10 protein-coding genes and 1 pseudogene are annotated in these 12,285 nt (G+C 69.2%); 5 read left to right on the top strand and 6 right to left on the bottom strand.

Features of this window, described 5'->3' with window-relative positions; genetic code table 11:
* The first annotated feature begins 156 nt into the window (after positions 1-156).
* Together OHA88_RS38610 and OHA88_RS38605 are read left to right on the top strand one after the other, a co-directional pair.
* Complete coding sequence (locus OHA88_RS38610; RefSeq protein ID WP_328628933.1) at positions 157-1,521, top strand: dipeptidase; 1,365 nt, start codon at positions 157-159, stop codon at positions 1,519-1,521.
* 21 nt (positions 1,522-1,542) lie between these two features.
* Positions 1,543-1,921 (top strand): annotated as a pseudogene (locus tag OHA88_RS38605) (MBL fold metallo-hydrolase); the annotation flags it as partial.
* Here the strand turns inward: OHA88_RS38605 and OHA88_RS38600 are convergent.
* Positions 1,883-2,920 (bottom strand): NUDIX hydrolase, encoded by a 1,038-nt coding sequence (locus OHA88_RS38600; RefSeq protein ID WP_328628932.1) that lies wholly within the window; start codon positions 2,918-2,920, stop codon positions 1,883-1,885. The pseudogene OHA88_RS38605 and the gene OHA88_RS38600 overlap by 39 nt on opposite strands.
* Before the next feature lie 198 nt (positions 2,921-3,118).
* On the opposite strand from OHA88_RS38600, the gene OHA88_RS38595 reads away from it, so the two are divergent.
* Positions 3,119-3,295: a hypothetical protein gene (locus OHA88_RS38595; RefSeq protein WP_267006746.1), complete on the top strand. Its 177-nt coding sequence runs from the start codon at positions 3,119-3,121 to the stop codon at positions 3,293-3,295.
* Positions 3,296-3,546: 251 nt separating this feature from the next.
* Here OHA88_RS38595 and OHA88_RS38590 read toward each other — a convergent pair whose 3' ends face one another.
* The 4 genes from OHA88_RS38590 to OHA88_RS38575 all read right to left on the bottom strand — a co-directional run bounded on the left by OHA88_RS38590 (position 3,547) and on the right by OHA88_RS38575 (position 7,513).
* Positions 3,547-4,227 (bottom strand): formylglycine-generating enzyme family protein, encoded by a 681-nt coding sequence (locus tag OHA88_RS38590; RefSeq protein ID WP_328628931.1) that lies wholly within the window; start codon positions 4,225-4,227, stop codon positions 3,547-3,549.
* A 143-nt stretch (positions 4,228-4,370) separates the two neighbouring features.
* Positions 4,371-5,297: a carbohydrate ABC transporter permease gene (locus tag OHA88_RS38585; RefSeq protein ID WP_328628930.1), complete on the bottom strand. Its 927-nt coding sequence runs from the start codon at positions 5,295-5,297 to the stop codon at positions 4,371-4,373.
* The gene (locus tag OHA88_RS38580; protein ID WP_328628929.1) at positions 5,294-6,208 is read right to left on the bottom strand and encodes a carbohydrate ABC transporter permease; all 915 of its coding nucleotides are present in this window, start codon (positions 6,206-6,208) and stop codon (positions 5,294-5,296) included. Before OHA88_RS38580 ends, OHA88_RS38585 begins: the two co-directional genes overlap by 4 nt.
* Positions 6,209-6,223: 15 nt before the next feature.
* Positions 6,224-7,513 carry an ABC transporter substrate-binding protein gene (locus OHA88_RS38575; RefSeq protein ID WP_326602025.1) on the bottom strand — a complete coding sequence of 430 codons (1,290 nt, stop codon included), beginning with the start codon at positions 7,511-7,513 and terminating at the stop codon, positions 6,224-6,226.
* A gap of 268 nt (positions 7,514-7,781) precedes the next feature.
* Here OHA88_RS38575 and OHA88_RS38570 point away from each other — a divergent pair, with 268 nt between their 5' ends.
* Positions 7,782-9,824, top strand: coding sequence for an NPCBM/NEW2 domain-containing protein (locus tag OHA88_RS38570; protein WP_328628928.1), 2,043 nt, complete (start codon positions 7,782-7,784; stop codon positions 9,822-9,824).
* A gap of 273 nt (positions 9,825-10,097) precedes the next feature.
* On the opposite strand, the gene OHA88_RS38565 is transcribed toward OHA88_RS38570, so the two are convergent.
* Entirely contained in the window at positions 10,098-11,063 is a 966-nt protein-coding gene (locus tag OHA88_RS38565) for an ROK family protein (protein ID WP_328628927.1), read from the bottom strand.
* Between the two features lie 181 nt (positions 11,064-11,244).
* On the opposite strand from OHA88_RS38565, the gene OHA88_RS38560 reads away from it, so the two are divergent.
* The gene (locus OHA88_RS38560; protein WP_030975253.1) at positions 11,245-12,273 is read left to right on the top strand and encodes a LacI family DNA-binding transcriptional regulator; all 1,029 of its coding nucleotides are present in this window, start codon (positions 11,245-11,247) and stop codon (positions 12,271-12,273) included.
* Positions 12,274-12,285: the final 12 nt, after the last annotated feature.

Below are 12,285 nucleotides of genomic sequence, written 5' to 3'. Positions count from 1 at the left end.
GTGGCCCACACTGCTCACGGCATCCTACGGCGCGTTGCGGTCGTCCCCCGCTGTGGGAGGATCGACCGTGCGTTCGCCATACATGCAACGCCGCACCCACGGCGTTCGTGCAGACGGATTCGTACACATAACGTCGCACCCACGAGGAGCGTGCCCATGACCGCCCATCCGATTTCCGAGACTGTCGCCTCGCTGATGCCCCGCGCCAAGGCGGAGCTGGCCGAGCTGGTGGCCTTCCAGTCGGTGGCGGATCCCGCGCAGTTCCCGAAGAGCGAATGCGAGGCGGCCGCCAACTGGGTCGCCGACGCACTGCGCGCCGAGGACTTCCAGGACGTCGCCCTGCTCGACACCCCCGACGGCACCCAGTCGGTCTACGGCTTCCTGCCCGGTCCGGCCGGTGCCCCGACCGTGCTGCTCTACGCGCACTACGACGTGCAGCCGCCGCTCGACGAGTCCGCCTGGCTCTCCCCGCCGTTCGAGCTGACGGAGCGCGACGGCCGCTGGTTCGGCCGCGGCGCGGCGGACTGCAAGGGCGGCTTCATCATGCACCTCCTCGCCCTGCGCGCGCTCAAGGCGAACGGCGGCGTCCCGGTCTCCGTCAAGGTGATCGCCGAAGGCTCGGAGGAGCAGGGCACCGGCGGTCTGGAGCGGTACGCGGAGGCGCACCCCGATCTGCTGGCCGCCGACACCATCGTCATCGGCGACACGGGCAACTTCCGGGTCGGTCTGCCGACGGTCACCGCGACGCTGCGCGGGATGACGATGCTCCGGGTCACGCTCGACACCCTCGAAGGCAACCTGCACTCCGGACAGTTCGGCGGCGCCGCGCCCGACGCGCTGGCCGCGATGATCCAGCTGCTGGCGTCGCTGCGCGCCGAGGACGGCACCACGACCGTCGACGGGCTCGCCGCGGACGCCGACTGGCAGGGACTGCAGTACCCGGAGGCCGAGTTCCGCGCGGACGCGAAGGTGCTCGACGGTGTGCAGCTGATCGGCACGGGTACGGTCGCCGACCGCATCTGGGCCCGGCCGGCCGTCACCGTCATCGGCATCGACTGCCCGCCCGTGGTCGGCGCGACGCCGTCGCTGCAGGCGACAGCGCGGGCGCAGGTCAGCCTGCGGGTACCGCCGGGCCAGGACGCCGCCGAGGCGACGCAGCTGCTGACCGCCCATCTGAAGGCGCATGCCCCGTGGGGTGCACGGGTGGCCGTCGAGCAGGTGGGCCAGGGCCAGGCGTTCCGCGCGGACATCTCCAGCCCGGCGTACACCTCGATGGCGCAGGCCATGGAGACCGCCTACCCCGGCGAGAAGATGCAGTCGTCCGGCATGGGCGGCTCGATCCCGCTCTGCAACACTCTCGCGACGCTCTACCCGGAGGCGGAGATCCTGCTGATCGGCCTGAGCGAGCCGGAGGCCCAGATCCACGCGGTGAACGAGAGCGTGTCGCCCGAGGAGCTGGAGCGGCTGTCGGTCGCCGAGGCGCTGTTCCTGCAGAACTACGCGGAGTCCAAGCGGGCCTGATCCCTCATTGCCCGCTCCGGTGTCGACCGGGAACGGCCCCTGTACGAGCATGCGGTGACCGTGCCCGCGGCCCCGCCGGACATGGCTGGACCGCGAGGTGGCCGAGGGCGATGTGCCCGCCTTCGGCGGCGGGGCCCGCGTGGCCCACTCCCCCGGCTCTCTCACGGTCCGTTTCCGCACACGGTGTGCTGTTCACGGGCGACGGTGTGGCCGGGGTGGGCCGGGCGACGCCGGGTGTGTTCACACCGACCGGAACGAGGCCCTGGCCTCGTTCCGGCGGCCGGCCGGGCCGGCACCGTCCACCGTCTGCTTCGGACACGGCGATCCGCTCACCGTCGACGCGGCGGCGGTGCTGCGGGCGTCAGCCGACCGGGACTCCGGCTTCCAGGTTGAGCACGGTCGACCGCTCGCGGGCCCGCAGGGCCCAGCGGAGCCGTTCGTACCGGTTGGGCGGCAGCATCGTCGCGGCCTCCGCCTCGGTGACGAACCGCCAGCCGCGCAGTTCGGAGCCGGGCAGCCGCAGCCGGTCCGCTTCCTCGCGGCGCAGCAGGCCGCCGTCGAAGAGCAGCCGCAGTCCTCCGTACCCGGGCGGTTGCGGCGGCTCCCAGTCGACGACCAGCAGTTTCGGTATCCGGTCCAGCTGTATCCCTATCTCCTCGGCCACTTCCCGTATCCCGGCCTGGGCCGGTGCCTCGCCCGGCTCCACCACTCCGCCGGGGAATTCCCAGCCGGGCTTGTACGTGGGGTCGACGAGCAGGACCCGGTCGTGTTCGTCGAAGAGCAGCACCCCGGCGGCAAGGGTCTCGGCGGTCGGCTCGGGCGTCTGCACGATCTCGCACGCGCCCGCCGCTCCGGTGCGGACGGCGTCGGCGATGCGTTCGGCCGTTTCCTGCGGGGTCAGTGTGCTGGTGTCGATGGTGTGGGCGTCCGCTGTGATCCAGCCGAGGGCCGCCCGGTAGGGCTCGATGTGCTCGTAGGCCCACTGCCGTACGCGTTCGCTCGCTTCCGGGTCGTCCGGTACTTCCTCACGACCGGCGATCCGCTGCCGCAGGATCGTTTCCTCAGATGAGAGCAGCACATGACGCACCGGAATACGCCTGGATGCGAGCCCTCCGAATATCTCGTCGCGGTACTCCTGCCGCAGCAGCGTCATCGGCACCACGAGCACCCCGGGCAGTTCGGCGAGCAGAGCCGCTGCGGTGTCCACGACCATCCGCCGCCAGATCGGCAGATCCTGGTAGTCGGTCACCTCGGCCAGTCTCTTCTGGGGCAGCAGGTACCGCAGCGCCCCGCCGATCAGTTCGGGGTCGTAGAAGGTGCTGTTCGGGATCAGATCGATCAGTTCGCGCGCGGCGCTCGTCTTGCCCGCGCTGAACGCACCGTTGACCCAGACGATCACGGTTCCCCCTCTTCCGTAGCCCCCTGTGGCTTGCCCGCAACACCCTGCCGCGAAAACCCGACCGTGGCGATCCTGTTGCACGAACGGGACCGCCGGAAGCCGTCGACGGGCGTCCCACTGTACGAGTCCGGACCTCCGCGCGGCCGTAACGACGGCGGCGGGAGGTCGTTGGAGCCGTCGAGGGCAAGGGGGTACACCGTGCGGCGCACAGTACTGGAGCGGTTCCCGGCGGGCGGTCCGCGGGGCAGCTGGCCTGCGGAGGAGTTCGCGGCAGCACGCCGTGGCGAGGGCATGGCGGCCGAGGTCGTGATGGACCTGGAGGAGGACGCGTTCCTGGTGGTCGTACCGCAGCAGTCGGCGGACCGGGGGCATTGATCCGGCTCGCGGGAGTTGCCGGCGGGCCGGCCGGGACGCGCTGTCCGCCGACGCTCTCTCGGCCCGCGCCCGGCCCCGGCGTGAGCCCCGCTCGAAGTGGAACTGCAGCGGCAGAAGGACCACGAGCCCGGGCAGGACGACAAACAGCCGCAGGCGAGGAGTCGGCGGGCGCGGTCGGATGCCGCGGGGAGCGCCCGGCGGTCGGTGCGGAGCGGGCACCCGCAGCCCACGTCGCAGCGACCTCGCAGCTCTCAAAGTTCGGAGAAGACGGAACGCGCGACGCGGAATCCCACGTCGTCGACCTGGAAGGTCGGGTGGCTTCGGCGCCGCACCGAGGCCCGGCAGCTCCAGTGCTCGTCGAACCATCCACCGCCGCGCAACACCCGATAGGAGCCGTAGACCTCGGCATCGTAGATGTCCCAGCACCACTCCCAGACGTTGCCCAGCATGTCGTACAGGCCCCATGCGTTGGGCTGCTTGCCGCCCACGTCGTGAATCCGCTCGCACGAGTTGCCGCGATACCAAGCGATCTCGTCGAGCCGCCCGTACCGCGCGTCGGCCGTCCCGGCACGACACGCGTGCTCCCACTCGGCTTCGGTCGGCAGCCGGTATCCGTCAGCAGATGTGTCCCACTCGATGCCCTCGGCGTCGGCATCGAGGCGATAGGCGGGCGTCAGCCCCTCGCGTCGGGACAGGGCGTTGCAGAACCGGACCGCGTCCCACCACGAAACGCCCTCGACGGGCCACCGGTCGCCGTGCCCACTGCTCGGTCGTCGGCCGGTGAGCTGTGCAAACTGCGCCTGAGTGGTCGGGAACGCAGCCAGCCGATAGGGCGCAAGATCGGCCGACCAGCTCCGCTGCGTTCGCCGGTCCGACAACGTCACGCGCCCCGGCGGGACGGCAATCATCTCGTTCTCCGCGTTCACGTCCATGGACAGGCGATCATAGTGGGCCATGGTCCAACAGCAGTGCCGGCAGTCACTTGTGACATTTCGTCAGAGAATGACACGACCTCACGTGCGGCCGGCCGAGGTCGAGCACGTCACCGTCCCCCTGGACCTCGCGCCTGGAACCTCTACCCCTTGCTCGACCCCAGCGTCAGCCCCGCGATGAAGTGGCGCTGGAGCAGCAGGAAGACCACGAGCGTGGGCAGGGCGACGATCACCGAGCCCGCGGCCAGGAGGTTGTAGTCCGTGAAGAACTGCCCGCGAAGGTTGTTGAGGGCCGAGGTGATGGGGAGCTTGTCGCCGTCGGAGACGAAGACAAGTGCCCAGAGGAAGTCGTTGTACATCCAGGTGAACTGAAGTGTGCCGAGCGCGGCGAGAGCCGGGCGGCACAGCGGCAGGGTGATCCGCCAGTACTGCGTCCATACGCCCGCGCCGTCGACGATGGCGGCCTCCAGGATCTCCTGCGGCAGTGTGCGCATGAAGTTGGCGAGGACGAAGACGCAGAAGCCGATCTGGAAGCCGATCTGCACGACGACGACGGCCCAGTAGGAGTCGTACATCGTCATCGAGTCGGACATCCAGTACGGCAGCGGGATGCGGTTGAACACCACGTACAGCGGCGTCACGATCACCTGCTGCGGCAGCAGGTTCCCGGCCGTGAAGAGCATCAGCAGGACGATCCCGCCGCGCATTTTCAGCCGGGCCAGCGCGAAGGCCACGAACGAGGCGAGGAAGAGGGTGACGAGTACCCCGGGGACGGCGATGATCATCGTGTTGACGAAGTACTTCGTCATCCCCGAGTCGGTGAACGCCTGCCGGTAGTAGTCGAACGAGAGGTGCTTCGGCAGCGAGAAGTAGCCGTACTCGGAGGTTTCGTCGTACGGCCGCAGCGAGGCGTACACCGCGAGCAGCAGCGGGGCGAGGAACGCGAGCGAGACCACCATCAGGAAGGCGTGCACCCCGAGCCGGCCGGGGCGGATTCTGCGGCGCCCGACTGCGGGTGCCGAAGGCGCGGGCTGTGCGGCGGGGCGGGCGGTGGCGGTGTCGACGGTCATCGGTTCTTCTCCCCTCGGAGCTCCTGGACCAGGTACGTCACGACGAATCCGAGGGAGACGGTCAGCAGCACGACGGCGATGGCGGAGCCGAAGCCGACCCGGCTGGCCTCACCGATGATGTTGTCGGTGACGAGCACCGAGAGCAGTTCGAGTCCATTGCGGCCGTGATTGACGGCGTACACGATGTCGAAGGCGCGCAGGGACTCGATGACGGTGATGACGCCGACGATGACGTTGACCGGCCGCAGTGTGGGAAAGACGATGCGGAAGAAGGTCTGGGCCTCGTTCGCCCCGTCGATGGCGGCAGCTTCCTTCAGTGAGGGGTCGACGGCCTTGAGCCCGGCGAGGTAGAGGATCATCACATAGCCGGTGTGCCGCCAGGCCGCGGCGAGCAGGACCATCCAGATGTTGAGGCCCGGGTCGCCGAGCCAGTCGGTCGGCGACTTGGTGTCCCCGATGATCGCGTTGAGGGCTCCCTGGTCGCGGGAGAAGACGAGCTGCGCGATGAAGCCGACCACGGCGAGCGACAGCACGACCGGCATGTACAGCGTCGACTGGTAGAAGCGGCTGAACCGCACGCCCCGGTCGATGAGTACGGCGAGGAGCAGTCCGAACGGCGCGGCGACGAGACCGAGGAAGGCCAGCCAGAGCAGGTTGTGCCGGGCGGCGGGCCAGAACTGCGGGTAGTTGGTGAAGAGGTTCGCGTAATTCTGCGTACCGACCCACTTGATGTCGCCGATGCCGTCCCAGCTGGTGAAGGAGAGCACGACGGAAGCGAGGGTCGGGCCCCACACGACGGCGATGTCGAGCAGGACCGGTATACCGAGCAGCAGACCGATGACGACGAGGTCGCGGCCGGAGAATCGCCGCGGGCCCCGTCGTTCGGTGCGCCGCCCCGAGAGGAACGACACGGTCGGTCTCCAGGTTCAGTCGGAGGCGAAGATGGTCTTCTTCTGCCGCTCGATGTCGTTGACCAGACCGTCCACATCGTTCGGGTTGCTGATGAACTTCTGGATGGCCGGGATCATGACGGTCGAGGCGAAGTCCGGCCGGGTGTCGCGGTCCAGGAACTGCGAGATCTGCTTCGCTCCGGAGACGAGCTCCACGGCCTTCTTCTGCAGCGCCGAGTACTGGGAGATGTCCGCCTGGTCGTTGACCGCGATGTTGTTGGGGTCACTCTTGAGGTAGATGTCCTCGGCCTTCCCGGTGGCCAGCCACTTCAGGAGGTCCTTGGCGCTCTCCACGCTCTTCTTGTTCTTGAGGTTCTTGGACTTCTTCGCCAGCAGGAAACCGTCGATGGGGGCCTCGACCGCGTCCTGGCCGTGCTCCGGGTTGATGACCGGGAACGGGAAGAAGTCGATGTCCTCCTGCTCGCCCTTCGGGAACTGGGCACCGGGGTGCGGCAGTCCGAAGACCGCCATGCCGGCTTCCTTCTTCTGCAGGCTGGTCGCGGCCTCCTGCCAGGTACGGCCGTTGGCACCCTGCTGGCAGTACGGGAGAAGACGGCGCCAGGTGTCGAATACTTCCTTGACCCGCTTGTCCGTCCAGGCCGCCTCGCCGGCCATCAGGCTCTTGTGGAACTCGTAGCCGTTGGTCCGCATGTTGATGTAGTCGAAGGTGCCCATCGCGGGCCAGCCGTCCTTGTCGCAGAACGCGATGGGGTCGAGCTTGTCCTTCTTCATCTGCTTGGCGAGCGCCACGTACTCGTCGAGCGTCTTGGGCGCCTGGTAGCCGCGGTCGGCGAAGAGGCTCTTACGGTGGAAGACGGCCCACGGGTAGTAGTAGTACGGCGTGAGGTACTGCTTCCCGTCCTCACCGGTGGACTGGGCCTTCAGCGCGTCCGAGAAGCCCTCGTAGTGCTCCCAGTTGTCACTGATGTCGTACAGCAGGCCCTTCTTGGCGAAGAACTGCATCCGGTAGCCGGCGAACCACATGAAGACGTCGTCCGGATTGCCCTGCAGGTACTTGTTGATGTTCTCCTGGAAGGTGTTGTGGTCAACGGTGTTCACCGCGATCTTGCGGCCACCGGACTGCGCCTCGTACGCCTTGAACGCCTCGGCGAACGCCTTCTTCGGAATGGGGTCGGACGAATTCGACCCCATGTGGATCGTCTTGCCGTCACCACCGGGGCCACTGCCGCATGCGGTGAGCAGCGAGGGCAGTGTGATCGCGCCCGCACCAACTGCTGCACCACGCAACAGATTCCGTCGGGACATCCGATGTCCTGCCACACTGCCCGGCACGTCTGAACTGTCGTACGAAGAGTGCGCCATGACCCCCTCCTCCGGGATGCCAACCCAACACAACCGAACGTGCGATTGGATCTCACCCCCAAGTCAGGGTGCCGTCAAGGGTTTTGACGAGATACCGAACAACCGTTACCGCTCCCCTTCCAACAGACTTCAACACGCCCTAACGTAATCGCGCGTCACTGGCGTGCACATGACGTCATCCGATCCGGCACGAGTATGGAGGAACGTAACGATGCGTCATCTTCCAACCCGTACAACCCGCACAAGCCACAGAAGAGTCATCGGAGCGCTGACGGCCGGGCTGCTCTGTGCGGCAGGGGCAACCGCTCCCGCCGTGGCCGACTCACCGGCTCCGGCCACTGCGACGGCGGCCGCCCCGCAGTCCGGCAACGGTCTCGCGCTCACCCCGCCGATGGGGTTCAACAACTGGAACTCGACCCACTGCCGGGCCGAGTTCAACGAGTCGATGGTCAAGGGCATCGCCGACATCTTCGTCGAGAAGGGCCTCAAGGACGCCGGCTACCAGTACGTCAACCTCGACGACTGCTGGGCGAAGCCGCAGCGCGATGCGGACGGCAAGCTGGAGGCCGACCCGGTGCGCTTCCCGAACGGCATCAAGGCCGTCGCGGACTACGTCCACTCCAAGGGGCTCAAGCTCGGCATCTACACCAGCGCCGGCACGAAGACGTGCGACAGCGTCGGCCTGCCGGGTGCGCTGGGCCATGAGTACAGCGATGCGCAGCAGTTCGCGGACTGGGGCGTCGACTATCTCAAGTACGACAACTGCAACAACCAGGGCGTCGATGCGAAGCTGCGCTACACGACCATGCGTGACGCGCTGGAGGCCACCGGCCGTCCCATCGTCTACAGCATCTGCGAGTGGGGCGAGAACAAACCCTGGGAGTGGGCCGCCGACGTCGGCAATCTCTGGCGCACGACGGGCGACATCAGCGACAGCTGGGGCAGCATGCTGTCGATCATGAAGCAGAACCTGCCGCTCGCCTCCGCCGCGGGACCGGGGCACTGGAACGACCCCGACATGCTCGAAGTCGGCAACGGCGGAATGACGGACACCGAGTACCGCACTCACTTCTCCATGTGGTCCGTGATGGCGGCGCCGCTGCTGATCGGCTCCGATCTGCGCAAGGCGACGCCGGAGACCTTCGAGATCCTCTCCAACCGAGAGGTCATCGCCGTCGATCAGGACCCGCTGGGCAAGCAGGGCACCGTGCTCTCCTCCACCGACGGACGGTGGGTCGTCGCCAAGGAGATGAAGGACGGCAGCCGCGTCGTGGCGCTCTTCAACGAGTCCGGGAGCGCTCAGCGCATCTCGACGACCGCCGAGGCGGCGGGGCTCCCGCGAGCCGCCGGGTACACGATGCGCGACCTGTGGGAGCACGCGACGTACAACACGGCAGGCACAATCTCGGCTACCGTCCCGGCACACGGCACGGTCCTGCTGCGCGTCGCCGCCGACCGCAAGTGGGCCGCGCACCCGCCCGCCGTGGAACTCGGCCTGAACGGCAGCCCGTTGGTGGAAGCGGGTCGCACCACGCTGCTGACGACGACCGTCACCGATCTGGGCCGTACGCCTGCCAAGAAGGTCTCCGCGGCGCTCACCGGCCCGTCGGGCTGGCAGCTCAAGCCGCTGTCGCCGACCGGATCCGCGACCGTGCCGACCGGCAAGGCGCTGACCACGCGCTGGCAGGTGACGCCACCCGCGGGCGCCGCCACCGGCACGTACGATCTGACGCTCTCCGCCCGGTACCGCTCACCGGCCGGGACGCGTGTCCGGTCCTCGGTCCCGTTCCAGGCTCATGTGGTGGTGGCGCCACCGGCGGGCAGCAGCTATCTCAGCGATCTGCCGCAGCTCTCCGCGTCCAACGGCTGGGGGCCGGTCGAGAAGGACACCAGCAACGGTGAGAGCAATGCGGGCGACGGCAATCCGCTGACCATCGGCGGCACGGTCTTCGCCAAGGGGCTCGGGGTGCACGCACAGAGCACCGTCGAGTTCTACGCGGGCGGCGCGTGCAGCGCCGTGACCGCGCAGGCCGGCGTCGACGACGAGAAGGGCGCCAAGGGCACCGTGGCGTTCGAGATCTGGGCGGACGGCACGAAGGTGGCGTCGACCGGGGTGCTGACCAATGCGATGGCCGCGCAGCCGATCACTGCGGATGTGAGCGGTGCGCAGGTGGTACGTCTGGTGGTCACCGACGGCGGGGACGGGATCGACTCCGACCACGCGGACTGGGCGGACCTGCGGATGGGGTGCTGAGTCGGATCGGCATCTGAGCCCGGACCGGTGCCGGGCCGGGCCCCGTCCGGACCTGGTGCCGAGTCCGGCGCGGCTGCCAGGTCGGGTACGCGGGCCTCGTCCGGTACGGGAGCCGGGGTCGGTACGGGGGCCGGGCGGGCCAGGCGTACGGACCAGGTGCCGCCTCCGGACCGGTTCCGGACATGGGCGCGACCACCGGGCGGGCTCGGCTGCCGGACCGCATCGATCACCGCCCGATTCGGAAGCCGGACCTGCCCGACCGCCGGCCTGTGTTCAGCCGCTGAGCGCCGCCGTGGCTGCCGTCCCGCCGGGCCTGACCGACGTTGCGGCGGCCGCTGCGCCCACCAGGCCGGCGTCCGTGCCCATCACCGCAGGGGCCACCGTGAGCTGCTGCACGAAGGAGAGCGTGGCGTAGCTGCGCAGGGCGCGGCGCAGCGGGGCGAAGAGGACGTCGCCCGCGCCCGCCACTCCCCCGCCGATCACGGCGATGTCGATTTCGACGAGCGTGGCGGTGGCGGCGATTCCGGCGGCCAGCGCCTGGGCGGCGCGCTCGAACGACGCGATGGCGACCGGATGTCCGGCCCGGGCGGCGGCGGCCACGGCGGCGGCCGTGGCGTCGCCGTCCGGGCCGGGCTGCCAGCCACCCTGCAGGGCGCGTCGCGCGATGTTCGGTCCGCTGGCGATCCGCTCGACGCAGCCGCGCGAACCGCACGGGCAAAGGTCGCCGTCCAGATCCACACTGATGTGACCGATGTGACCGGCATTACCGGTGGGGCCCGGGTGAAGCTTGCCGCCGAGGACCAGCCCGCCACCCACCCCGGTCGACACGACCAGGCACAGCGCGTTGTCATAACCGCGGGCCGCACCCAGCCAGTGCTCGGCAGCGGTCATCGCGACCCCGTCACCGACCAGCTCGACGGGCAGCCCGCCGGCCGCCCTCCGTACCCGCTCCACCAGCGGGAAGTCGCGCCAGCCGGGAACGTTGACGGGGCTGACCGTACCCGCCGACGCATCCACCGGGCCCGCGCTGCCGATACCCACGGCGGTCGCCCGCCCCCACAGCGGCGAGGCGGTCAGCTCGGCCAGCACATCCGTCACCGCACCCATCACCGTCTCGCCGCTCTCCCGGGCGGGCGTCGGCCGCTGCGCCCGTACGAGAAGCGCACCGGTGCCGTCCACCAGAGCGCCGGCGATCTTGGTGCCGCCGATGTCGAGCGCGGCGACGAGGTCGGTATGCATCGGTGTGGGCTCCGGATGTGAGGGGGTGGACCTGCATCTTCAGTAAATAGTCTGCATAGTCTCCAGTCAGCTGACAACGTTGTCCAGGGCCTATGCTCGACGCCACAGCCTCCAGCCCGCTCCGCAGCACCGACTGCAGGCCCGCCGGACAGCCCCGCACCCGACGACAGGACAGCGCACCGTGGCAGAGACCGCCCGTCATCACGAGCCCCGTTACGGCAACCGGCCGACCATGAAGGATGTCGCCGCCCGCGCCGGAGTGGGCCTCAAGACGGTCTCCCGCGTGGTCAACAGCGAGCCCGGAGTGACACCCGACACAGAGCGCCGGGTGCAGGAAGCGATCGAGGCGCTCGGTTTCCGCCGGAACGACAGCGCGCGAGTACTCCGCAAGGGCCGCACCGCCTCCATCGGCCTGGTCCTCGAGGATCTCGCCGACCCCTTCTACGGGCCGCTGAGCCGCGCCGTGGAAGAAGTGGCCCGCGCCCACGGCGCCCTGCTCATCAACGGGTCGAGCGCGGAGGACCCGGAGCGCGAGCAGGAGCTCGTGCTCGCGCTGTGCGCCCGCCGGGTGGACGGACTGATCGTGATTCCGGCCGGTGACGACCACCGCTATCTGGAGCCGGAGATAAAGGCGGGCATCGCGACCGTCTTCGTGGACCGCCCGGCCGGCCGGATCGACGCCGACATCGTCCTCTCCGACAGCTTCGGCGGCGCCCGCGAGGGTGTCGCCCATCTGATCGCGCACGGCCACCGCAGGATCGGATTCATCGGTGACCAGCCCCGTATCCACACCGCCACCGAGCGGTTGCGCGGTTATCACGCCGCGATGGTGGACGCCGGGATCACGGTCCAGGACTCCTGGGTCTCCCTCGGCTCCACCGACCCCGCGCGGGTCCGGGCGGCGGCCGAGGCGATGCTCTCCGGCCCCGAACCCGTCACCGCCCTGTTCGCCGGCAACAACCGTGTGACGGTCACGGCGGTACGTGTGCTGGCGGACCGGGAGCGCCCGGTCGCCCTGGTCGGTTTCGACGACATCGAACTCGCCGACCTGCTGGGCATCACGGTCATCTCCCAGGACGCCGCGGCCGTCGGCCGGACGGCGGCCGAGCACCTCTTCCGCCGGCTGGACGGCGCGGACGACGCCCCGGCGCGGGTGGAGCTGCCGACGTCACTCATCGCCCGCGGCTCCGGCGAACTGCCGCCTGCCTGAGCCGGGGCGTCG

Origin of the sequence: Streptomyces sp. NBC_00353 (assembly GCF_036108815.1) — a bacterium.
GTDB lineage: Bacteria > Actinomycetota > Actinomycetes > Streptomycetales > Streptomycetaceae > Streptomyces.
The sequence above is the reverse complement of the archived record's forward strand: the minus strand, read 5'-3'. Positions and strand labels throughout refer to the sequence as shown.